This is a genomic window from Candidatus Woesearchaeota archaeon (assembly GCA_016192995.1).
Classification (GTDB): domain Archaea; phylum Nanobdellota; class Nanobdellia; order Woesearchaeales; family DSVV01; genus JACPTB01.
The window spans coordinates 80,159-102,529 of the sequence record JACPTB010000002.1 but is presented as its reverse complement, the minus strand read 5'-3'; the positions used below and the strand labels follow the sequence as shown (position 1 = coordinate 102,529).

Sequence of the window (22,371 nt, the reverse complement as noted above, 5' to 3'; positions counted from 1 at the left end):
CTAAATTGCGAACATTATTTCAAATTGCCATATTAAATATGGCTTCAGTATGTATGGCTGGGATTTTATTACTATAACAATATGCAAAAAATGGTCCATCACTTGTTAAAATTATCCTATTTTTATTTGAACTTAATGCTATTGCTGTATCAGTTATACCGAAATCCATTAGTAACTTTAGATTTTTTTCCTGTAGTATAGCGTTTTTTTGAATGATCTCTTCATCTGTTTTATTCAAAAATATTATTGAACATTTTATTAGTTCTTTAGCGTTTTTTTTTAATCTGATTTTTACTAAGTTTGAAACTTCTGCTAAAATATGTGGTGTTACCAGTTTTTTCCTGAATTGTTGGATATAAGTAATAAGGAGTCCAAATTGATCCTGGTTTATTTCTATTTTACTTAATTTTTCAGGATCATATAGCCCAACTAATATCTGAAGTAAAGGACCTGTATCTAATAGAATTTCTTCTTGTTTTTTAAGTTTGTCCATTTTCTTTTACAACTTCTATAATTTTTCCCATTTTATTAACAATAATATTATATTTTTCTTTTTTAGAAGAGTAGAAGTTTTCCAATAATTCACAATTAATCACAAATTGGTCGTTTTCTTCTTTAGCCTTTATAACATCAAAACCTAACCAATCGATAAGTTTTCTTGAGCCGACTTGTATGTTTGCTCCCTTTAGCTTTACGAAATATTCCTTAACAATTTCAATTGCTTTCTCAGTATCTATTTTTATTTCTTCCATAAAAATATGGATTGTTTACTTATATATAAAAGTATTTATGACGACGTATGAAAGTCGGAAGAATTGCGATTTTCTCGGAAGAATTTTGCTGTTTTAAACAAGTATAATGCAGAACATAAATAATTAATGAATTTGGATTGTTTTACTTATTAACTGCTTCCTTCATATATCGTTCTACCAATATATTCGGTGCCATCCCTTTTTTAGTGCAATAGCGCACAAAATTATCATAGGCTTCTTTTTCTACGATAAATTCTGCCTTTAACTTTGAAATACCTTTTGGTGTTGCTGCCATGATTATTTCCTCCGTAATTTCTTCTCTAATTTAGCAATATCAATAATAGTCTTAACAACAGAATCAGGGTTTAAAGAAATACTGTCAATCCCTTCTTTGACTAAGAATTCTGCAAATTCAGGATAGTTTGAAGGAGCTTGCCCGCAGATCCCAATGTATTTCTTTTTCTTTCTTGCAATCTGAATGACATTCTTAATTAATGTTTTAACGGCATCATTGCGTTCGTCATAGATATGGCTGACTAATTCTGAATCTCGATCTATTCCGAGAGTAAGCTGCGTTAAATCATTGCTGCCAATGGAAAAACCGTCAAATACTTTAAGAAATTCTTCGGCAAGTATGACATTTGAAGGTATTTCACACATTGCATAAATTTCTAGTTTGTTTTTGCCTTGGACTAAATCGTTTTTATGCATCTCGGCAAGCACTTTCTTGCCTTCATCTACAGTTCTGCAAAAAGGAATCATTACTTTGATGTTGCTTAATCCAAATTCCTCTCTTGCTTTTTTAATTGCTTTGCATTCTAAAGCAAAACCCTCTTTATAATTAGGATCATAATAACGCGAAGCTCCACGCCAACCTAGCATCGGATTTTCTTCTTTTGGCTCATAGGCTTTTCCGCCAATTAAATTAGCATATTCATTAGTTTTAAAATCACTCATTCGCACAATGACAGGATAGGGATGAAATGCTGCAGCAATAGTGGCAACACCTTCTGCGAGCCTGTCAACAAAATATTGCGCTTTATTTTTATAACCAGGCGTTAATTGATAAATTAACGCCTTTACTTTTTTATCTTTTAATTGATTGTACTGTAAAAGGGCGTTTGGATGAATTTTAATGGATTCATTAATAATAAATTCCATTCTTGCTAATCCAATCCCTTTATTGGGTAAAAAGCTGTACATAAATGCTTCTTCAGGATTGCCTAAATTCATCATAATATGTGTTTTTGTCTGAGGTATTTTTTTTAAATCAGTTCTTTTGATGCTAAACTTAAGAAGCCCTTTGTACACAATACCTTCTTCTCCCTGCGAACAATCAATCGTAATTGGTTTATTTTGTTTAATTACTCTAGTTGCTTCTTTTGTTCCAACAATGCAAGGAATCCCTAATTCTCGCGCAACAATAGCAGCGTGGCATGTTGCGCCGCCTTTATTTGTAACAATCGCAGAAGCAATCTTCATAATTGGCTGCCAATCTGGATCAGTCATTTCAGTAACTAAAACTTCGCCTTTGTTGAATTTATTAATATCTTTGACGTTGAGAATTACTCTTGCTAATCCTTTTCCAATCTTGCTCCCTATAGCTCTTCCTGAACAAAGAATTCCATTCTTTTCTTCAAGCTTATACTCTTCAAGAACGGTCATGTTTTTATTCGTATGGACGGTTTCAGGTCTTGCCTGCACAATAAATAGTTTATTGGTTATTCCATCTTTTGCCCACTCAATATCCATGGGCTTGTATTTCTTTGCTTTTTTTGAGTAATGCTCTTCAATAATCATTCCCCAATTTGCCAAAGTCATCACTTCTTCATCTTTCAGACAAAATTTTCTTCTTTCTTGTTCAGGTGTCGGGATATTTTTTGTAGTTTTGCCTTTTTCTCTCGTATAAATCATCTTTCTTGCTTTTTCACCTAAACTTCTCGAGATGATTTTCATCGTTGGCTTGAATACATACCACTCATCAGGGTTTACTGCGCCCTGTACAATATTTTCTCCCAGTCCGTAACTTGCTGTTACATAGACTACCTTATTAAAACCAGAATCAGTATCAATGGTGAACATAACTCCAGAAGCAGCTTTATCTGAACGCACCATTTTTTGAATGCCAATGCTTAAACCAATAGAAAAATGGTCAAAACCTTTGTCTATTCTGTAGGAAATTGCTCTGTTCGTAAACAAACTTGCAAAGCATTTTTTGCATGCTTCAAGAAGTTTATCATGAGCTTTAATGTTTAAGAATGTTTCCTGCTGACCTGCAAAGCTTGCATCAGGCAAGTCTTCAGCAGTTGCAGAACTTCGCACTGCAACATCAGTATCTGGACCATATTCTTTGCAAAGCTTATCATATCCTTTAGTGATTGCTTTTTTCAAATCAGCAGGCAGTTCAGCATTGATAATAGTGTCTCTTACTGCTTTGCCTCGTTTTTGCAGTTCAACAAGATTATTTTTGTTATTTTTATTTAACCCTCTTAAAATCCTTTTAATTTCGTTCTTAATCTTTGCTTTTTTTAGGAAATAATGATATCCATATGCAGTAATAGCAAATCCATTAGGAATATTGACTTTCTTTTTGGTCAATTTTCGATACATCTCACCTAATGAAGCGTTTTTACCGCCAACTAAGGGAACGTCTTCTATACCTAACTGTTTAAACCATAGAATAAAACTGGTTTTCTTTGCCATAATGAGTTTTCTGAGAATAGAGATTTATATGTGTTTTGCTTATCTGTGGTTCTGTAGAAAATGTGGAAAATATAATCAAACCTTATACTTCAACCATTAATCTTCGTACTTCAGGAGTGACTTGCCAGAGTTTGCAATTGCTTTTATTCCCAACAGTCATGAGGTGATGCTGTTTTTGGAGCAGTTTCAAACATCGTTTTGCATAGGCGTCTGAAACATCTAATTTCTTTGCTACCTCTTTCTCTGTTCGCGGCTTGTCTTTTAGATAACTTAAAATCTGCTGTTCGAAATCACTGAAATTCTTAGCAAATGCATCGGTTGTTTTCTTGTTTTTATTTATTTTTTGGTTATTTGAAGGTATATGAATATGATATGTTTTTAAGATTTCTTCAACAAGAATGTTATTAATCTTATACTCTGGATCTTTGGCAATAGGATTTTCTTTTCTAAACTTCTTATGATGATAGTCAAAAACTAAATCTGTATATTCTAGCACTCTTCGCGGGTTTTTTCCTGATGCGTCTATTATGACTTGGAATCCTTCATCAGAAAGGTGCTTCATGTAATTCCGTTTTGTTTTTTTATTGCTTAGTCTTTTAATTAACATTTCCTTTAATCCTTGCTCGTCAAGCTCTTCTAAATAGATCTTTCGATTGCCAACTCTTTCTTTAAACGAGTCAGCGCAATTCTTTAAGTGCTTGTTAATTTGCGCAATTACAATGCTTTTTATAGCTCCTCTTGGCTGATGCTCCCATTTTGTTTTAGCATTCATAATTAATTCAGGATCAGCTGCCTGAAATTCATCAATAATCAACACTTGCTTTTCTTTTGGATATTTTCTGAGAACTAATTTGTCTAAAAATGATCGCTTACTGGTTAATTCTTTTTCAAGATTAAAATTTTGCGGCAATTCATGCGCGTCTAGGTACATGAATGAATGATCTTTCAATTTTTTTTGTATTCGAAGAAGCAGGGATGTTTTTCCAGAGCCTGTTAATCCATTAATAAAACAGATTTCCCCCTTTCTAATATGATTAATCACTTGTTTTTCCTGATCCTGCAGTCCTATTAACTGAGGATTTGGCCGTATATCTAAAGGGTTTTTGCTGAAATCAAGCGCTTTGTACCATGTCATACTCTGTTTACATAGGAAGGTGTTTTTAAAGTTTATTATAATTTTTTGTTTTACAAAAAATTATGTGCTAAAGAAGTAATCCCGCAATCCCTTTTGCTTTCCTTTTTTGTCGTTGTCTTGTGGTAAAAGTGGCTGTACATTATCTTTTGTGTGTTCACCAAGTATAGGCACTCCGTACACGCCATCATACCCTGGAAGCACTTTAATTTCTCCCTTTCTATTCCTTAGTATAGCGTCTGCAATTTCTTTTGAGGTTGCTTCTAATAATGTTTCATGCGGAACATTAAAGAGAATGTCATTTTCAGAAGTTCCCATCTTCATTATTTTCCAATATTCACTCCAGACGGTCTTTGTCGTCATAGCTTTTTTCAAGATATTTCCTAAAATCTCGGATAATGGCAGAATAGTCTTAAACGGAAGAGCATTTTTCTTCACAAAACCTTGGGGGCGATCAGCTAATTCTTCAACACGAAAATCAACGCCAATAGTCAATGGTTCTTTGCATACAGGGCATATACGGTTATGCTTTTTACTCTGCTCAGGAGAAAATTTAATCCCGCATTTTCTATGACCATCCCAATGATATTTGCCGTAATTAGGATCAACTTCAATAGTTTCAACGATTCCTTGTTTGCCCTCAGGTTCCCGATTTCGCAGAGCATTGATAATTTCATTATAAGATAATTTATTTTCTTGAATATCAAAAACTGTGCATTCTCTTCCATAACGCCATGGCCAATAAGAATGAGAATCTGAAAATGAAACTAAATTAAATTTATCAAGTTGCGAAAGCCTCCAGTTCATTGCAGGGCTTGAAGATAAACCAGTTTCTAAAGCATGAATATGATTAACTTGATCTTTAAAACAATCTTTAATATTGTCCCATCCTGAATTGGAACCAAATAAGGAAAACCATGGTGTCCAGATATGAGCAGGGATAATTTCAATGTCATGCGAAATACTTCTCATATCTTCAACGAGTTGCGGGCAGGGAATTTTGAAAATTGGCCTGCCGTCATAATCAACTCTGCCTTTTGAAAGAAAATATGCTGTAATCTGATCCATCACTTCAAAATTAGGGCAGAGAATAAGGTTGTGGGTTTTTCTTCCTTGTCCTAAATCAGTGTAAATCAAGGAAACTTCTGTTTGGAGCAAAAACTTTTGACCTGTTTTAGTTTTGAAAATACCTGCTCCTTCAGTGTCTGAGAGTTTTTCCTTTAATTCTTTCGACCAGAGAGGGTGCGTAAAATCTCCTGTCCCAAGAATATCAGTGCCTTTAATTTTTGCCCATTTTTCCATGGTATCTATACTTAGATCACTCGAACAAGCTTGCGCATGGCGTGAATGATTGTGTAAATCAACAAATAATTTCATAATTTCAACTCATATTTTTTCAACCTAAAAATCCTCGTATTTGCGCAGCAGCTGAAATATTACTGAATAATTCATTCTGTTTATTATGCGCATAATCATTCATTACTTTTGCTGAAAGAGCAAGATGTTCCTCATTCGTTTTTACGTCAAAAACTGGCAATGCCTTCTCAATTTCTTTAGCGATGCTCGGATTAAGTTTTTGTATGTTGTCTCTATTTAAAAATTGCAATGCATCTTCGATGTCAGCTTTAAAATGAGGATAAAATGTTTCAATGTATTGATGTTCTTTTTCTGTTAGTGCTGATAATCCTAAAACTTCAGGAGGCAATCCCACTGAATACAGTGCTGCACAAAATTTTATTGCACGAGGTAGGGTAATCTCTCCTTCAGATCTTGAATAGCCAAATAATCCTATATGTAATTTTCTCTTTCTTCGATTTGGAACATGTTCGGCAATTCCGTTAATCAACGGCGCAAGTTCTCTAATATGTTGTTTATATTTTGCAGCGACTTTTGCTAAGATTGCTAATGCTTTATCTTCTTCAACATACATAGGAGGTTTTTTCTTTCCATTGTTTAATAGTTCAATAGCGTCTTTTACCTTGTTTGTTGGGTTATCATATTTGAATGATGATTGGATCGTAAACGTTTGTACTGAAGGATATCCTTTCATCAGCTGCAGAACCGTATCAGGTTTTAAATTTCCTCTAAACGGTGCAGAACCGCATCCAATAATAGGATAAATCTCTGTTGAAATTTTTTGCTCTAATGCAAAAAGCTTTTGGAATGCAATCTTGTTTAAAATTACTGCTCCCAAAGAACTATAATTAATTGCAGGATCGCTGCGCGCCAGCCAAACTCTTTTGTATTCTTCCTTTGTCGCCGCAAGGTGTTCTTCGACAATTTTGTCAACCATAAGCATACTGTTCATATCTTCGACTAATGGCGTTACTTTAACTGTTTCAGGTTTAAAGTTTCCAATCCAATCAGCAAGTTTAATTCCTTTTGCAATTGTTTGATTTTGCAAGCCTGCAACAAATTTTTTATAATATTCGTGAACCAAAATAGTATCTTTAGCATTTGTTACCATCGGCACATACACTTCAGAAACTGGAATAGTTCCATCATGATAAAATTCCTGCGCAGTATCGAAATAACGAGGAATAGATTGCAGAATCTCAACCACTAATTTTGCTTCTGCTTTTTCAATTCCAGCGTTAGGGATTCTAAATGATATAATTTTCTCTTTTCCAATCTTGTTTTGCTTGAAATAATCTCCATACTCACTTACTAATCGCTTAATAATAAAATTATCCGCTTCTTTGCCTTCGTAATCAAACAGTTGTTCATGGCAATCCAAATGGGAGAACACCTGGTATGCTTCTTTAATCTCATCATTGTAATCAAGAACATGATTTGCGGCAAAAGAAGGAATAAGTATGTTGTCTGGATGCTGTGTAGACATTGTTCTTGGAATCCACATAATTCTTGACAAAAGCTCTGTGTTTATATTTTTTTGTGTCCTATTTCTTATCATCAGATCGGTTGTGTAGAAAATCTCGGCTAATGCCTCAGTTTTGGTGCCGTGATTATCCCGTTTGTGTGCAACAAGGAAAAAATTCCCACTGGAACTTCCTTTTTTCCCACGTACTAATTTGAAAGATAATCACCAGCATGGCACCAAAAACTACATTTTCTACACAGCAATGAGATCGCAAGCTTTATAAATAGCATATTTATTCTCAATATCATGGTTAAACAACATTTTAAAGTCTTGAAAAAATGCAGTTTTGTAACTGGAAGAAATAGAAAATCCAGACCAAAAACATTTGCAACTGAAGAAGGAGCAAAAAAATGGGCAGAAACTCAAGGTATTAAGCAATATACTTTAGAGAATCTTCGCAGCCCTGATTCTTCTGCAAAAAAAATTCGAGTTAATTTGTCTCAATAAATAATAATTATCTTTCTTGTCTCATTAAAAGTACGTAATAAGTCCTCTTTTGGTTTTATTAAAAATCACTATTTTTAATCCCTGAGATCCTTCGGATTCAGGTACCTCAATAATATAAATCAAGGAGTCATAATTTGGCTTGCGTCTGGGATTATAAGACTTGCCTATCGGCAAGGAACCCCGAAAAATCCCCAATAAATATATCGAGGAGCTTCACAAAAGTAGGCGCTAAAACCCCAGACTTATTACATACCATTAAAAGTAACATTTATATAATCGTCTATGTTTGCGATTGAGTAGAGGTGATATCTTGGTTGCCTGCAATTGCGGCATTGAGCCTAAAAAGGGTGATCATTTTTGCAGATCTTGCGGAGATGAGCTTGAAGCTTCTGATTGTTTCTTATGCGAATGCGGCGCAGAAGTGATGCTTCAAGATAGTTTTTGTCACGCTTGTGGATCTGGGTTCGATGGCATCGAAGATATAACTCAGGATCAAGAAGATGATTCTCAACAAAGCTGTAATACTTGCGGTAACAAACCTGATCAAGATGATCATGGTTTACAAAATGAAAACCAAACCAATCATACCTTACGATGAACACACTTACGGTAAAAGATTTTAATCTTCAACACACTCTTGAATCAGGGCAAATATTTCGTTTTCATCAAGAAAACGGTTTTTATTATGTTAATGCTAAACATAAACTCTTTAAAATAAAACAAGAAGGAAACAAATTATACTATGATGGCACCAGCCAAAAATTTATTTCTCAATTTTTTAACCTTGATCTTGACTTGCATCCTATTTTTAAAAAATTTGCTCCCGATAAACATCTTCATCGCGCAGTTACCAATTATAATGGCTTGAAGCTTATTCAGCAAGATCCTTGGGAGTGCTTAATCTCTTTTTTATGCTCCTCAAATGCAAATATTCCTAAGATTAAGCTCAATCTTGATCTTCTCTCACGATATTTTGGAGAAAAAATATTTCTTGACCATATTAGATCACATACTTTTCCAACGTGCGGGAGCATGACTAACCTTGATAAAATAAAGTCTTCAAAAACAGGATACCGCGCAGAATTTATTCATCAAGCAAATCTTATTGTAACTGAATCATTTTTAGAGCAGCTTAAAACAATGCCCTACGACCAGGCAAAAGTCCAGCTTCTTAAGCTTAATGGTGTTGGGCCGAAAGTTGCCGACTGTGTGTTACTTTTTTCCCTTGGATTTACCCAGGCATTTCCTGTAGATACCTGGATAACTAAAGCTATGAAAGAGCTTTATTTTTCAGATCAAAAACAGGTTTCCCCGCAGGAAATTGCTGATTTTGCCCAGGAAAAGTGGGGCAATCATGCTGGTTATGCGCAGCAATATCTTTTCCATTATTGGAGAATGAAGGGAAAGAATGGCGTATAATCAGAGAAAAAATGATTCAAGAAAAAACGATTAAGCTTGTCCTTTCAAGTATGCGTAAAGAATATCCTTTACACATGAAACCAGTTGTTACTGAAATTTCACTTGCAGGAAACCCCTTTAAAGTTCTTATTTCTACGATTCTTAGTTTGCGTACAAAAGATTCTGTTACCTTGCAAGCTTCTTTGTGTCTTTTCAAAGCAGCAGATACTCCTCAAAAGATGCTTGGCTTATCATCCAAGGAAATTGAAAAACTTATTTATCCTGTTGGTTTTTATCCCACTAAAGCAAAACATATTTTGGAAATCTGCAGAATCCTCATTGAAACTTACCATGGCAAGGTTCCTGAAGATTTTGAAAAAGTATTGGCGTTGCCAGGCGTTGGAAGAAAAACTGCGACCTTAACTATGCTTCTTGGTTTTGGTCATGACCACTATATTTGTGTTGATAGCCATGTTCATATTATTAGCAATCGTTTAGGGTGGGTAAAAACTAAAACTCCTGAAGAAACTGAACAAGCCTTATATAAAGTTCTTCCCCAGAAATACTGGAAAGAAATCAATGAAATGATGGTCAGCTATGGACAAAATGTCTGTTTAAGTGTTTCTCCACTCTGCAGCAAATGCGGCATTAATGATTATTGCCCTAAAATTGGTGTGAAATATTCACGATAGGTTTAAAAAGTGATAATTATTCTTTAGAGGCATGATGAAATTTGATCCTGTAGGTTACTTTTTAATTAGAGTAGAGAAAGAAACCAATATGATAGGGGTAGCTTTTTGTAAGTATCAGAATAAAAAGTCATGGTATCCAAATATTATTGAAGATGAAATCCATACTAATAATGTAGAAGATGTTTTAACATGGGTTAAAAAACATCATTATGTTTCTCAAGAAGATCATCTTGAATACATAAAGCGTGAATTTGCACGCGCATTACATTGTTTGAAAAATGATGAAGAATTTATTCAAGACTAATTTATTCATCTGGTTGTGATTATTCCTTCAGTGTTTCTAGATATCGTTCAGCATCTAATGCTGCCATACAACCAGTGCCAGCCGCAGTTACTGCTTGTTTATATACATGATCCTGCACATCACCGCAAGCAAAAACACCCTTAATATTTGTTTGTGTTGATTTTCCTTTGGTTAGAATGAAGCCTTTTTCATCTACCTCAATAATACCTTTAAACAAATCAGTGTTTGGTTTATGGCCAATAGCAACAAATAAGCCATCACATTGGTATTCCGTAATTTTCCTTGTTTTAAGGTTCTGAATTTTTACTCCGGTTACTTTTCCTTTTTTGACGTCAAGCACATCAACAACAGTGCTGTCCCAGATAACTGTTATTTTTTTATTGTTTAAAACACGATCCTGCATGATCTTAGAAGCCCTGAACTCATCTCTTCGGTGAACAATAGCAATAGATGATGCGAATTTTGCCAACGTTAATGATTCTTCCATAGCAGAATCTCCACCGCCAACAACCACTACTTTTTTATCTTTAAAAAAATATGCGTCACACGTTGCGCAGCCAGAAACCCCTCTGCCCTGTAATAGTTTTTCATTTTCTAATCTAAGCCATAACGCAGACGCACCTGTTGCAATAATAACTGCTTTTGCCTCATAAACATTTGTATCAACCCATACTTTTTTTGTTGTTCCGGACAGGTCTACTTTGGTTACATTCTTTGTCAGATATTTCGTTCCAAAGCGCTCTGCTTGATCTCGAAATAATTTCATCATTTCTGGGCCGAGAATCCCTTTCGGAAATCCAGGATAGTTTTCTACATCAGAGGTTAGCATTAATTGCCCGCCTGCTTGACTGGCTTTGCCTTCAATACAAAGAACACTTAAATTTGCTCTGCTAGCGTATAATCCTGCAGTTAATCCAGCTGGTCCTGAACCAATGATAATAATATCATATCTATTCTCATTATTTCCCCTGCTTTTTTCAATGTTTTTTTGTGTTTTCATAGTTGTTGTTATCTGAAGTTTTCAATAATTTATAAAGATTACCTTTAAATCTGAGTGTTGTTTTCTTTAAATTATGTATGTTATCAAAGAGAAACCTGAAGACTTCATAGTAACTGAAATCATGGAACTTTCTTTTCATGAACAAGGAATATATACTTATTATTCCCTTAAAAAAAGAGATTATACAACTCTTGACGCTGTTCGAAAAATTGCCGAGCATTTTCAGATTAATCCTAAATTTATCAACGTTGCTGGAAATAAAGATAAACAAGGGATTACTACACAGCACTTATCTATTAAACATGGTCCTCATAAAGATCTTCATCTCCCAGATATTGAGGTGACCTATCTTGGTAAAGGCAATGAACGTCTTAATCTTGGTACTTCACAAGGAAATAAATTTGAAATTATGGTGAGAAATGCTGCTCAAGTTCCTCGTCAGCTTTGCTCCGTTATTAATTACTTTGATAATCAGCGTTTTGGCAAACAAAAAGATAATCACCTTATTGGTCAGCTTCTTGTTGAACGGAAGTTTGCAGAAGTATGCGGGCGTTTAGGATTACCTGTCACTCAAAATAATTATATTAGCGCCTTGCGTATGCTTCCTAAACAACAGCTTCGTCTATATCTTCATGCTTATCAAGGATATCTTTGGAATGAAGAAGTGCGTGAATATATCAGTTTAACTCCGCATTATGATGTGGCGTATGTTCTTGGCCAGTTTTCTTTTCCTCTCGAGAAAATTCCCCCAAGAAGTTTTTCCCTCTATGGGTTTGCCAATGGCCATAGGGAATTTCTTTTTAGGGAATTTCCAGAACTAAGCCAAGAAGGAGATGAACGACAACTTATTATTGATGTCAAAGATTTTTCCTCCCAACAACTGGATCCTTCAACATATAAACTTATGTTTACTTTGCCTAAAGGATGTTATGCTACGGTTGTCATCAAGAGTTTGTTTGGATAAAACAGATACATTTAAATATCTTTTTTTAATACTCTGTTTATACTCAATCTTGTACTTTCAAAGGGGTGAAATAGTGGAATGCGAAATGTGTGGAAAACAAGGAAAACTCTTTGTTACTTCTCTTGAAGGAACGTACATGAATCTTTGCGCAACGTGCACTAAGTTTGGCAAGACATTAAAGCCGTTTCAAAAACTATCTGAACAAACCAAAAATCAATCTCCTCTTGTTTCTCGACCTCAATTTCCTCAAGAAGAACATGTTGAGGTTATTGTTGAGAATTATGCGCAGCTTATTAAAGAAAAGCGGGAAAAACTCGGTTTAAAGCAGGAAGATTTAGCTAAGAAACTGGCAGAACGTGTTTCTCTTATACAAAAACTTGAGTCTGGAACATTTGAGCCGTCATTGGCATTATCTCGAAAATTAGAAAAATATCTGGAAATGAAGCTTGTCGAACAACATACTGAAAGCCATGGCATTCAAAAAAGATCTTCGTCATCGGTGTTAACTATTGGCGATATGCTTAATCTCAAGAAGAAATAGTTCTTAATAATACCTTTTCACCGGAGCTTTTTATCAACGCCTTGTTTTAATTTCATGCTCGAAATTAACCATACAAAGCATCATAATGGCTACTAACCATACTACCCATAAATAAATCTGAAATAACACTCTATTCCCACTTTGTTTTACTGTTGCTAAAGCACTTGATGAAGAAGTAACTGTCTTTGACACTGTTTCTCCGCTTGCAACAACGAACCCCGTTAATGAAGGCAGCATTTTTACCATAATCACTAAACCACTTACTACTAGAATTATCATGGTCATATGTTTTGTTAATTGCCTATGAAAATGTTTGTGTTTCGCATGTTTTTCTACTAAATGCTCCAGTGATACCTCTTTTCTCATATGCTTTCTTTTTGATTTAAACTATATAAATCTATCGGCGGATAGGGCTTCGGTGAAAATGTATTGCGTAGCAATATACCATCAAAGAAAGTCAAATGTTATTCAACACTTTCTTTGATTAGTATAGTTTTTGGTGCCATGCTGGTGATTATCCTTCAAATTAATACATGGGAAAAAAGGGAATTCCAATAGGAATTTTTTCCTTCTTATAAATAAGTGAGATAATCACGGCACCAAAACCGAGGCTATGCCGAGATTTTCACCGAAGCCAGCGGATAGTACGTATTAAGTCTTCTTCGGGTTTAGCGCCAGTTCAGCTTCAAAAGGTATTTAACCTTGGATTTTTCTCTCTGGCACTCAGAAAAATCCCCAATGTAAGCATGGAAGAGCTTCACAAAATAGGCGCTAAACCACCAGACTTAATAGGTACGGCGGATAGCTTTATTCTATTTTTCTTTACAGATCAGTTACAAAAAATATATAAATGGGTATTGCCCTAAAAAAACTGTGTTTAGGGTTATTGCTATGAAGGAAAAAAAAAGGTTAATCATTGTTCTGTTATTATTAGTTTTCTTCTTGCTTCCTTATGTGAATGCTAAAATTAATTACGTTATTCCTCAATCAGGAACTCATAAAAATGTTAAAAGTTGGCTTACTTTCGAGGATGCTCAAAAACCACCTCCTGATGCTACAGGCACTCCTGTTTATACCCTCACGAATGATAAAATAAAAAAGATCCCAACCATGGTCACATTTGTTGGGAAAGAAGCTTTTTCTACTCAACTAACTCCTTTAGACTTTGAAGGCTTGTCAAGAGCATCTGAAGTTTCTCATCAATACTATACTTCTCATGATATTGCATTTTTACCAGAAAAAAATCAGCGTCTTGTAGTTCTTAATCCAGATATTCAAGATGAATTCTACTTAAAATATACACCTCACTCAGGAAAAAATGCTCTTGCAGCTTTGCCAAAATGGCCGTATACGAGTAAATATGTTCCTCTAGTTATGGGTTTTAAAACTCCTAAAAAAAGAGTCGGTTTTTATATAGGAAATGGGAATGAATATGGCACTGATAATGTTGCCTATATTCGGGCTTATGACCAAGACGGTAAGCAAATAGGAGTTACTCTGTTTAGGGAGCATTTTCCTAATGCCATTCAGACTTTTATTGGTATAGAATCACGCGGTGTTGGTATTTCACGATTATCTCTTGATTATGGCAGAACAAATCTTCCTGAACTTATTGATGATATTATAACTGAAGATTATGTTCCTGAAGTAGTTCCTCGCTCAGATCTCTATATTAAAAGTGTTAGGTATTCTTCTAATACTATTGTTGCTGTTGTTTGTAATGGAGGTGATATAAAAACATCTAATTTTCTTGTCGCTTTTTCAGTTTATGATGTAACCTCATTATCGCGATTTGAAGGAGTACTTCATCCTACACAATGTATCGAAATACCTTCCAAATCATATAGTCAAACATTTCAATTTGCTCATGAATTATATCCTGTTTACGCATATGTTGATCCAAAGGATTTGATCATAGAAACAAATGAAAAGAATAATCAATTTATTCGTAATAAAGGCAAAGAATTAGCGCCTGTAATTAATAAATCAACAAAAACATCAACTACGGGGCAGTCTACAATACCATCTGTTCCTGAAGAGTTACCAGGACCTCAAAATCCTTCTTCAACAGACCTGGAAATAGAATCAGTTATTGAAGATTCATTACCTTCACTGCCGGTAAAAAAAGAACTTTATGGTTATTGTGCTGAAGATGCTGAATGTATTACTGAAAAATGCGTTAAAAATAAATGTGTTCAACAAGGAGCTTTGTTTAAGCTTCTTAAAAGACTGCAATTCTTGTTTAAATAATTTATTCGTACGTATTAAGTCTTCTTATGGGTTTAGCGCCGTGAGTATTTAGCATAGTTATGAGAAAGAAAAAATTCATATTGGAATTTTCTTTTTTCTCGATGTGATTATCCTTAGAATACTCACTAGCATGGCGCTAAACCCCCAGACTTAATACGTACATTTATTCAACACATGCTTTTATTAATCCATAAAACAATGGCTGGGGAGAGAATTGGCGCGAAGTGAATTCTGGATGATATTGTGTTCCAATAAAGAATTTATGCGATGGCAATTCAAATATTTGCATAATATTCGTATGCGGAGCTTTGCCGCTAAATACAATTCCTTGTTTCTCAAACATTTCTATATAATCAGGATTGCATTCAAAACGATGCCTAAACCTTTCTCTAATTGTTGTTTGATTATTATATAATCTAGAAGCCATGGTATGTGGTTTAACTTCAATATCTCTCCCACCCAACCGCATATTTCCCCCAAGTCCTTCTATTTTGTATTGTTCAGGCAATAAACAAATAACAGGGTTTTTTGCATCTGGCTTGAGTTCAGTGGTATGAACATCTTCCAGTTTCAAAACATTTCTTGCAAATTCAATTAATGCCATTTGAAGTCCATAACAAATTCCTAAAAAAGGAATATTATTTTTTCTTGCATATTCAATGCATTTAATTTTTCCTTCTACTCCTCGCTTTCCAAATCCGCCTGGCACAATAATACCGTTAATATCTTTTAATGCTTTTTCTACTCCTAATTTTCCTGTTTCAATATCAGTTGCTTCAATCCATTCAATATTTATTTTGGTGTTTAAACTTGCCCCTGCATGCTCTAATGCTTTTACAATTGAAGCATACGCATCTCTCATATTAGTATACTTCCCTGTGATGCCGATTGCTATCTCTTTTTTCGGATTTTGAATCCCATCAACATATCTTTGGATTTTTTCTAACTCTTCAAGCTCTTTTTTTGGATCAATATCTACATCTATTTGTAAAATACGCATAACTTCCTTGTCGATATTTGTTTCTCTTAACATCAATGGTATTTGGTAGACCGTAGGAACATCATGCAAGCTTACTACTCTGCTTACAGGGACATTTGAATAAATACTAATCTTCTCCTTTATTTTTTCGGATATTTTCTTATGAGCGCGGCATCCTATAATATCTGGCTGAATGCCCATAGAAAGCAATGCACGCAGTCCAAGCTGAGCTGCTTTTGATTTTTGTTCGCCAAGAAATACCGGCTCAATAATGTAGGTTAATGCAGCAAAACAAACATTTTCTTTGCCTTCTTCGTATGCCAGCTCCCGCATCGCTTCAATATAAACCATGTTTTCAATATCACCGGCAGTTCCTCCAATCTCTACTACCACTACATCAGCGTTATTTGATACTGCGAGGTTTCTTAACAAGTTTTTTATCTCGCCAGTTACATGAGGGAGGAATTGGACATCCCTTCCAAGATATTTTCCTTTTCTTTCCCGCTCAAGAATCTTTCCTAAAATCTGGCCGTTTGTTGCAAAATTATCTTTAGTTAAATTTAAGTTTAATATTCGTTCATACGTACCAAGATCCATGTCTGTTTCCATACCATCATCAAGCACATATACTTCACCATGTCTAAATGGATTTAAGGTTCCTGAATCAACATTCAAATATCCTTCTAATTTAATTGGTGCAACTTTTAATCCTTTAATCTGCAATAATCTTGCAAGCGATGATGAGAAAATACCTTTTCCCAAACCTGACATAACGGTGCCGAAAACAATAAGATATTTTGTTGTTCCTACTTTGTATTTCGGCGGAATTGGTGTATAAAACTCATGCTCATCAGAAAGATTTGAGATGCTATCGAGCAAGTCTTGCGAAGAATATTTTTTACTTGTTTTATTCTCTTGCGGCATACCTTAAAGTACTATAAGTAATATTTAAAGATGATTATTTATTGTACGTAATAAGTCTGGGGTTTTAGCGCCTCCTTTTGTGAAGCTCTTCTTAAATACATTTTGGGGATTTTTCGGAGTTCCAGAGAGAAAAATCCAATGTTAAATTACAGGTGAAGCTGAACCGGCGCTAAAACCATAGAAGACTTATTACGTACTATTTATTAGGCTTTGTCCCGAATCTCGGCTTACGCCTCGGTTTTGGTGCCGTGATTATCTCACATATTTATAACAAGGAAAAAATTCCTATTGTAATTTCCTTTTTTCCCACTTATTACTTGGAAAGATAATCACAAGCATGGCACCAAAAACTGCATTCGGGACAGAGAGCCTATTTATTATCTACTCACTATTTTCCTAACCCTTGAATAATATATTTTACTCCCCATGATAAGGTAATCAAGCCAAGAATAGTTGATGTTACTTGAATCATAGTTTTACCAAGAATACGCTGCATTCTTTGCGCTCATGATCTTTCATATTCTTTGTTGCAACAGTAAATAATATGAAACTAGCAAAAGGATCAAAAATGACAAAAAAGAGAATTATTAATTGGTAAAGTGGATCAATCATTTATTTCGGCCTCATTATCCCCCAAAATATTGTAGTATTCCTTCCACTACATTTGCACCATCAAAGAATCCTATTGGAATCATGTTGAAAAAAAATAAAAACATATTGATTTTCTTTGTCAGTGTTAGTATCATAAATGTTTTTGTAGAATATTTTTCTTTTCTTTTTAATAATATCCATGCTCCAATCCATAATACTAAATTTAAACCAGGGCCTGCAAAGGCAATCATGGCATTTTGCAGTGGCATTGAAGCTGCAGTATGACTTACATAACCAGGAACAAAGAAAATAAGTCCTGTATTTAATAACTTCAATAAAATACCTATTCCTAACCATCCATATGCAGCATGGAATGTAGCTTGCAATCCATAACCTAACGCAACAAATTTGTGCGCGAGCTCGTGGAAAATAATTGCTGGCGCAGTAACTAAAATTGCTAATTTTAGATTTTCAATTCTACTCGGGCGATGAATTAAAGGATCATAAGGTTGATCTTTATGGGGCAATGGTTGGATAACAAAAATGTCTTTGAAAATAAATCCAACACCCAGGGTCATTATGACTAAATCAAGTATCTCTCTTCCCGTTAAAATTGCCATGATCTCTTCTTCGGGTTTAGCGCCGGTTCAGCTTCAAAAGTAATTTAACATTGGATTTTTCTCTCTGGAACTCCGAAAAATCCCCAATGCACTGAATCTTAGAGCTTCACAAAAGTAGGCGCTAAACCACCAGACTTAATACGTACGTTTTTTGGTTGCATAAAATTTAAATAGATGATCTATAATTAAACTCATCATTCACATACTTGTAGTAAATGATATTACCATAAAAAATATTACCATAAAAAAATAAAAAGGGTGGATTTGATGGCTAAACATAGTAGATATTTCTTAGTATATGGTTTATTATTTTCATTGTTAATGATTCTTATGAGTGGAGTTGTTTTTGCTCAACCAAAATCATGCAAAGATACTGATGCCGGAGCTTTTGACTTTGATCATAAAGGTACAGTAACAGGAATGAATGGGCAGTCTTTTACTGATTATTGTGGTGATGGGAATACAAGAACTAAATTATTTCAAGGTGCTTATGTCGTTGAACATTATTGCAATAATATAGGGAAAGTAGTTAGTTCTATGAAAAGATGTGATCATATGTGTAAAGGAGGTGCATGCATCACTCCACCTGGCAAGAAAAGTTCTCAAAAAACTGGTTCCATGATAACAGGGTATGTTGTTGGGGATAATCCTATGACCAATCCTACTACCTTAGTTTGTATTGATTCTGACAATGGAGCAGATCCCTATGTTTATGGGACTCTTACTTATAAAAATCCTAAAACAGGCCAAGTTTTAACTAAATCAGATTCTTGTGCGATCCAAAGTCTAGGTATAATATCAAAGAAAGAGAGTTGTTCTGGTGAAAAATGTATTGTCGAAGACTCAACCTGTTCTGTTATATCTCCAGATAACATTGTTATAGATAATAAAGAAATACCTTGTCCGCAAGGCTGTTCAAAGGGGGTGTGTGCTAAACCAGAACAAGGTCCTGCTAGTGAAAAATCAGATTATGGTGAACCACAAGGAGAAGTTAGTTGTACAGATTCTGATGGAGGGATTTTTTTAACTAAAAAAGGGAAGGGAAAAGGATTTAATTATAACAAAGTTGTTGAATTGGAAGATTCTTGTGAAGGTAATGAAGTTAAGGAAGTTTATTGTGATAAACTTCCTCAACCAAAGAATATTATTGTTGATGGTGTTTATACAACAGTTACTACTCAACTTACTACTAGTATAAAAAAATGTGCAGGTGCAGAGAACGGGAAACTCATCGATGGCATGGTTTGTTATCAAGGTGCTTGTGTTGATCCTGCAAGTATTTCGAATAAACCAGCAGTTCAACCAGCAAAACAAGGGGATAATGGAAAAGCAATTGGCAAAACTGCAAAGAAACAATGCGCTGAAAATCGAGATTGTCCTCAAGGTCAAGTTTGCAGTGAAAACAAGGTGTGTGTAGGTAAAGGAACAACTAAAGCTCCTGGGCAGGAAGATAAATCAAAATCAAGTTCAACAACAGAAGCAGAACCTGAAACATCAACTACAACTGTCGTAGGAAGTGGAGCTAGTGGTCAAGCAGGAAAATCTTCTCCAGGTAGTTCATCTAAAACTCCTCCCAAAGCATCTTCAGGAGCTTCTACAACTCTTAAATTAGATCCTCAACTTATTAAGCAATATAAATATAATTCTAAAAACCTTGATATCACTAAACTTGTTTTGCCTAAATTAGTGGCAAATCAGCAAAAAGATACCTATGTTACTGAATGTGTTGCTAAAAACAAAAAACAGCAATTACCAGTAACAGAGTCTTATCTTACGTTATTTTGCAGTTGCTTGTATGATCATCAAACTGATGTATCAGCTTGTTTGCCTTATCTTTTTGGCATGAATCCTCAGGGAGAATCTGCTGTTGAAGAAAAGCCTTTGGATAAAGAGAAATCTTCAGATAATTACGTTGTCTGTGTTGACAGCGATGGAGGTAAAAATACCTTGGTTGAAGGAACAACAAAAGGTATGGATTTATGGAATAAAGATAAATTTATCATAGGAGTAGATTCTTGTAATCCTGCTGAAGATCAAATCGTTGAATATGTTTGTGAGAAAGATAAGATAGATGGAAAAGAATATGCCGCTCATTATTGGGTGGAATGTCCGGAAGGAACAACTTTAAATTGTAACAAACATGTTTGTGTAAAACCATCATCAACACCAACAACACCAGAAAAGACTCCCGACACTACTGGTAAAAAAAGTCCTGTTGGTAAAACCTCAAAGAAACAATGTACTGAAGATCGAGATTGTCCTCAAGGTCAAGTTTGCAGTCAAAACAAGGTGTGTGTAGGTAAAGGAACAACTAAAGCTCCTGGTAAACAAGATCTACCAAGCACTGAGAAGACAGGTGATAAAACAGGGGATAAAGCAGGGACAGGAGATAAAGAATCTTCAACTTCTTTAACAAGTTGTCAAGATTCAGATAATTCACAACCACAAACTTATGGCACTGATCCAAGCTTCTTTGTCAAAGGTACTGTTACCTCTAATCAAGGAACTAAAGAAGATTATTGTCAAACACTTTCTTCAGGAAAAACCTATCTTTTTGAAGGATGGTGTAAAAACAATAAATATGATTATTCACAAGTAAATTGTGCAAACTTTGGTAATGATTATATATGTGATACTAAAGCTGGTGCTTGTGTAAAAGCGCCAACCTGTACAGATTCTGATGTAGCAGCAAAGAATGACGATAATCAACCATTATTTGCTCATACTTATTTTAATATAAAACAAAAAGGAACAGCTTATGGTTTATATACTGATCCTAAAACCAAAGTTCAAAGTATAACATCTAAAGAAGATTATTGTGAAGGTACATCACTCGTAGAGTTTGCCTGTAATGTTAAAGAAAATAAGATTGAATGGGATGGATCGAAATGCCCAGAAGAAACTGTTTGTGATAATGGAGCATGTGTAAGTGTAGTGTCTTCTACAACAGAAGATACTAGTGGTGATACAGAAACAACACAACCACAGGGAGTTCCAACACCAGAAGATCAGTTAGAAAAAGATTTAGAAAAGTTCAATGAACCAAAAACTAAGCCATTACCTGAAGATACTTCTTTGGGAACAGTTGGAAAAGATGGTACAAGAAAAACGCCTGAATCAACACCAGGTAAAAAAGAATATATCAAAGAATGTATGGCTAAAAATAGTCTCAAAGTTCCTGCTGGCTTATTAAGGAACTTCTGTTCTTGTATGTTTGATAACAATGGAAATATTGAGTTATGCAAACGAGAATTGGGGTTGAAGGGTGATAAAGAAACTACAAAAAAAGATCAACCTTCAAAAATGAAGCCAGCCTATGATGAAACTAAGAAGGAACCAGCATCACCAGCAGTTCCCCCAACAGCTAGTCGAGATCTAACCGTTAAGAAGCCAATCGCACCAAATATTCCCGTTGCACCAGTACCTAGTGTTGGAGAAACAGAGTCAAAAACAGCAAAAAAGCCAACCATGAGATTAGGTTCAGAAGATGGCAAGAAAAAACCACAGCCAGGAAAGCCAACTGGTAAACCTTGTAGTAATGATGCTGATTGTGGTGTTGGACAAACTTGTAATGCAGCAGTGGGACAGTGTGTAACAGCTTCGCCTGCTATAGGTGGTGGAGAAGAAACAACAGAAAAAGATACAGGGGCAACAGATCACGGTAAACAACCAAAACTATTGCCTGCATTTGATGTAAACAAACTTCCTCCAGCAGTTCGAAAGAATTTGGAGAATCACCGTAATAAATGGTTTAAACAAGGGACTACCTCCAGAAATAAATCTGATCAGAATGCTGAAAATGCGTGTGTCGATCGATTAAAGAAAAATAAAAAGCTTGTCATGCAATTTAATGACAAGCAAATTCAGCGCGCCTGTGATTGCTTGGCAAAAGGCAAATCTGTATCAGATTGCCTTGGAAAATTAACTGATAAAAAAATACAGCCTCCTCAAGTCAAGGAAGAAGCAGAAAAAGAGCTTGCTGAAGCAGAAAAACAAATTGATCAGCAGGAGCAGCAAGCTGAAAATAGTTTTGTCAATGGTTGCGTAGCAGGTGTTAAAGGCATTAAAGAATTTGCTGATTTCACTGAAGCAAGCATCGATAAGTATTGTGCTTGTCTCTTTCATCAAGGCAAAGAGTGTTTGAGTATGCTTGAAAAATATGCAACTGAATAAATTATTATTCTCTTTTTTTA

21 protein-coding genes are annotated in these 22,371 nt (G+C 34.9%); 9 read left to right on the top strand and 12 right to left on the bottom strand.

Translation table 11 applies throughout. The features are described from left to right. Positions 1–19 precede the first annotated feature (19 nt). The 7 genes from HYY69_02185 to ppcA all read right to left on the bottom strand — a co-directional run bounded on the left by HYY69_02185 (position 20) and on the right by ppcA (position 7,450). Positions 20–493 carry a hypothetical protein gene (locus HYY69_02185; protein MBI3032258.1) on the bottom strand — a complete coding sequence of 158 codons (474 nt, stop codon included), beginning with the start codon at positions 491–493 and terminating at the stop codon, positions 20–22. Then, entirely contained in the window at positions 480–752 is a 273-nt protein-coding gene (locus HYY69_02180) for a hypothetical protein (protein MBI3032257.1), read from the bottom strand. The genes HYY69_02185 and HYY69_02180 overlap by 14 nt, the downstream gene beginning before the upstream one ends. A gap of 142 nt (positions 753–894) precedes the next feature. Continuing rightward, positions 895–1,047, bottom strand: a complete 153-nt coding sequence (locus HYY69_02175; protein MBI3032256.1) for a hypothetical protein — start codon at positions 1,045–1,047, stop codon at positions 895–897. 2 nt (positions 1,048–1,049) lie between these two features. Continuing rightward, a complete protein-coding gene (gene ppsA / locus HYY69_02170) occupies positions 1,050–3,455 on the bottom strand; it encodes a phosphoenolpyruvate synthase (GenBank protein ID MBI3032255.1) in 2,406 nt (801 codons plus the stop codon). An 82-nt stretch (positions 3,456–3,537) separates the two neighbouring features. Beyond that, positions 3,538–4,590 (bottom strand): ATP-binding protein, encoded by a 1,053-nt coding sequence (locus tag HYY69_02165; protein ID MBI3032254.1) that lies wholly within the window; start codon positions 4,588–4,590, stop codon positions 3,538–3,540. A gap of 60 nt (positions 4,591–4,650) precedes the next feature. Further along, positions 4,651–5,964, bottom strand: a complete 1,314-nt coding sequence (locus HYY69_02160; GenBank protein ID MBI3032253.1) for a DNA helicase UvrD — start codon at positions 5,962–5,964, stop codon at positions 4,651–4,653. 19 nt (positions 5,965–5,983) lie between these two features. Beyond that, positions 5,984–7,450, bottom strand: coding sequence for a phosphoenolpyruvate carboxylase (ppcA, locus tag HYY69_02155; protein ID MBI3032252.1), 1,467 nt, complete (start codon positions 7,448–7,450; stop codon positions 5,984–5,986). Between the two features lie 264 nt (positions 7,451–7,714). Here ppcA and HYY69_02150 point away from each other — a divergent pair, with 264 nt between their 5' ends. The 5 genes from HYY69_02150 (at position 7,715) to HYY69_02130 (ending at position 10,309) form a co-directional block, all read left to right on the top strand. Further along, positions 7,715–7,915, top strand: coding sequence for a hypothetical protein (locus tag HYY69_02150; GenBank protein MBI3032251.1), 201 nt, complete (start codon positions 7,715–7,717; stop codon positions 7,913–7,915). Positions 7,916–8,201: 286 nt separating this feature from the next. Next, positions 8,202–8,513, top strand: a complete 312-nt coding sequence (locus HYY69_02145; protein ID MBI3032250.1) for a hypothetical protein — start codon at positions 8,202–8,204, stop codon at positions 8,511–8,513. After that, positions 8,510–9,334 carry a hypothetical protein gene (locus HYY69_02140; protein ID MBI3032249.1) on the top strand — a complete coding sequence of 275 codons (825 nt, stop codon included), beginning with the start codon at positions 8,510–8,512 and terminating at the stop codon, positions 9,332–9,334. Before HYY69_02145 ends, HYY69_02140 begins: the two co-directional genes overlap by 4 nt. 11 nt (positions 9,335–9,345) lie before the next feature. Then, positions 9,346–10,005 (top strand): endonuclease III, encoded by a 660-nt coding sequence (locus tag HYY69_02135; GenBank protein ID MBI3032248.1) that lies wholly within the window; start codon positions 9,346–9,348, stop codon positions 10,003–10,005. A gap of 31 nt (positions 10,006–10,036) precedes the next feature. Next, complete coding sequence (locus tag HYY69_02130) at positions 10,037–10,309, top strand: hypothetical protein (protein ID MBI3032247.1); 273 nt, start codon at positions 10,037–10,039, stop codon at positions 10,307–10,309. Positions 10,310–10,328: 19 nt separating this feature from the next. On the opposite strand, the gene trxB is transcribed toward HYY69_02130, so the two are convergent. Further along, the gene (trxB, locus tag HYY69_02125) at positions 10,329–11,309 is read right to left on the bottom strand and encodes a thioredoxin-disulfide reductase (protein ID MBI3032246.1); all 981 of its coding nucleotides are present in this window, start codon (positions 11,307–11,309) and stop codon (positions 10,329–10,331) included. A gap of 73 nt (positions 11,310–11,382) precedes the next feature. Between trxB and truD the strand changes: the two genes are divergently transcribed. Together truD and HYY69_02115 are read left to right on the top strand one after the other, a co-directional pair. Next, positions 11,383–12,273: a tRNA pseudouridine(13) synthase TruD gene (gene truD / locus HYY69_02120; protein ID MBI3032245.1), complete on the top strand. Its 891-nt coding sequence runs from the start codon at positions 11,383–11,385 to the stop codon at positions 12,271–12,273. A gap of 73 nt (positions 12,274–12,346) precedes the next feature. Continuing rightward, a complete protein-coding gene (locus HYY69_02115) occupies positions 12,347–12,814 on the top strand; it encodes a TIGR00270 family protein (protein MBI3032244.1) in 468 nt (155 codons plus the stop codon). A gap of 33 nt (positions 12,815–12,847) precedes the next feature. Here HYY69_02115 and HYY69_02110 read toward each other — a convergent pair whose 3' ends face one another. Further along, positions 12,848–13,180 carry a hypothetical protein gene (locus HYY69_02110; protein ID MBI3032243.1) on the bottom strand — a complete coding sequence of 111 codons (333 nt, stop codon included), beginning with the start codon at positions 13,178–13,180 and terminating at the stop codon, positions 12,848–12,850. Between the two features lie 525 nt (positions 13,181–13,705). Between HYY69_02110 and HYY69_02105 the strand changes: the two genes are divergently transcribed. Then, positions 13,706–15,064: a hypothetical protein gene (locus HYY69_02105; protein MBI3032242.1), complete on the top strand. Its 1,359-nt coding sequence runs from the start codon at positions 13,706–13,708 to the stop codon at positions 15,062–15,064. 163 nt (positions 15,065–15,227) lie between these two features. Here the strand turns inward: HYY69_02105 and pyrG are convergent, their stop codons facing one another. The 3 genes from pyrG to HYY69_02090 form a co-directional block, all read right to left on the bottom strand. Further along, positions 15,228–16,967, bottom strand: a complete 1,740-nt coding sequence (gene pyrG, locus HYY69_02100) for a CTP synthase (glutamine hydrolyzing) (GenBank protein ID MBI3032241.1) — start codon at positions 16,965–16,967, stop codon at positions 15,228–15,230. Positions 16,968–17,435: 468 nt separating this feature from the next. Then, positions 17,436–17,579 (bottom strand): hypothetical protein, encoded by a 144-nt coding sequence (locus HYY69_02095; protein MBI3032240.1) that lies wholly within the window; start codon positions 17,577–17,579, stop codon positions 17,436–17,438. Between the two features lie 14 nt (positions 17,580–17,593). Then, the gene (locus HYY69_02090; protein ID MBI3032239.1) at positions 17,594–18,178 is read right to left on the bottom strand and encodes a M50 family metallopeptidase; all 585 of its coding nucleotides are present in this window, start codon (positions 18,176–18,178) and stop codon (positions 17,594–17,596) included. Between the two features lie 267 nt (positions 18,179–18,445). On the opposite strand from HYY69_02090, the gene HYY69_02085 reads away from it, so the two are divergent. Next, positions 18,446–22,351, top strand: a complete 3,906-nt coding sequence (locus HYY69_02085) for a hypothetical protein (protein MBI3032238.1) — start codon at positions 18,446–18,448, stop codon at positions 22,349–22,351. The last annotated feature ends 20 nt before the right edge of the window (positions 22,352–22,371 follow it).

Excerpts from the sequence above, each read along its gene's own strand:
- trxB (MBI3032246.1), bottom strand. The coding sequence starts at position 11,309 with ATGAAAACACAAAAAAACATTGAAAAAAGCAGGGGAAATAATGAGAAT.
- HYY69_02165 (MBI3032254.1), bottom strand. The coding sequence starts at position 4,590 with ATGACATGGTACAAAGCGCTTGATTTCAGCAAAAACCCTTTAGATATA.
- HYY69_02095 (MBI3032240.1), bottom strand. The coding sequence starts at position 17,579 with ATGATTGATCCACTTTACCAATTAATAATTCTCTTTTTTGTCATTTTT.
- HYY69_02090 (MBI3032239.1), bottom strand. The coding sequence starts at position 18,178 with ATGGCAATTTTAACGGGAAGAGAGATACTTGATTTAGTCATAATGACC.
- HYY69_02175 (MBI3032256.1), bottom strand. The coding sequence starts at position 1,047 with ATGGCAGCAACACCAAAAGGTATTTCAAAGTTAAAGGCAGAATTTATC.
- pyrG (MBI3032241.1), bottom strand. The coding sequence starts at position 16,967 with ATGCCGCAAGAGAATAAAACAAGTAAAAAATATTCTTCGCAAGACTTG.
- HYY69_02160 (MBI3032253.1), bottom strand. The coding sequence starts at position 5,964 with ATGAAATTATTTGTTGATTTACACAATCATTCACGCCATGCGCAAGCT.
- ppsA (MBI3032255.1), bottom strand. The coding sequence starts at position 3,455 with ATGGCAAAGAAAACCAGTTTTATTCTATGGTTTAAACAGTTAGGTATA.
- HYY69_02180 (MBI3032257.1), bottom strand. The coding sequence starts at position 752 with ATGGAAGAAATAAAAATAGATACTGAGAAAGCAATTGAAATTGTTAAG.
- HYY69_02185 (MBI3032258.1), bottom strand. The coding sequence starts at position 493 with ATGGACAAACTTAAAAAACAAGAAGAAATTCTATTAGATACAGGTCCT.
- HYY69_02140 (MBI3032249.1), top strand. The coding sequence starts at position 8,510 with ATGAACACACTTACGGTAAAAGATTTTAATCTTCAACACACTCTTGAA.
- HYY69_02110 (MBI3032243.1), bottom strand. The coding sequence starts at position 13,180 with ATGAGAAAAGAGGTATCACTGGAGCATTTAGTAGAAAAACATGCGAAA.
- truD (MBI3032245.1), top strand. The coding sequence starts at position 11,383 with ATGTATGTTATCAAAGAGAAACCTGAAGACTTCATAGTAACTGAAATC.
- HYY69_02150 (MBI3032251.1), top strand. The coding sequence starts at position 7,715 with ATGGTTAAACAACATTTTAAAGTCTTGAAAAAATGCAGTTTTGTAACT.
- HYY69_02085 (MBI3032238.1), top strand. The coding sequence starts at position 18,446 with ATGGCTAAACATAGTAGATATTTCTTAGTATATGGTTTATTATTTTCA.
- HYY69_02135 (MBI3032248.1), top strand. The coding sequence starts at position 9,346 with ATGATTCAAGAAAAAACGATTAAGCTTGTCCTTTCAAGTATGCGTAAA.
- HYY69_02105 (MBI3032242.1), top strand. The coding sequence starts at position 13,706 with ATGAAGGAAAAAAAAAGGTTAATCATTGTTCTGTTATTATTAGTTTTC.
- HYY69_02130 (MBI3032247.1), top strand. The coding sequence starts at position 10,037 with ATGATGAAATTTGATCCTGTAGGTTACTTTTTAATTAGAGTAGAGAAA.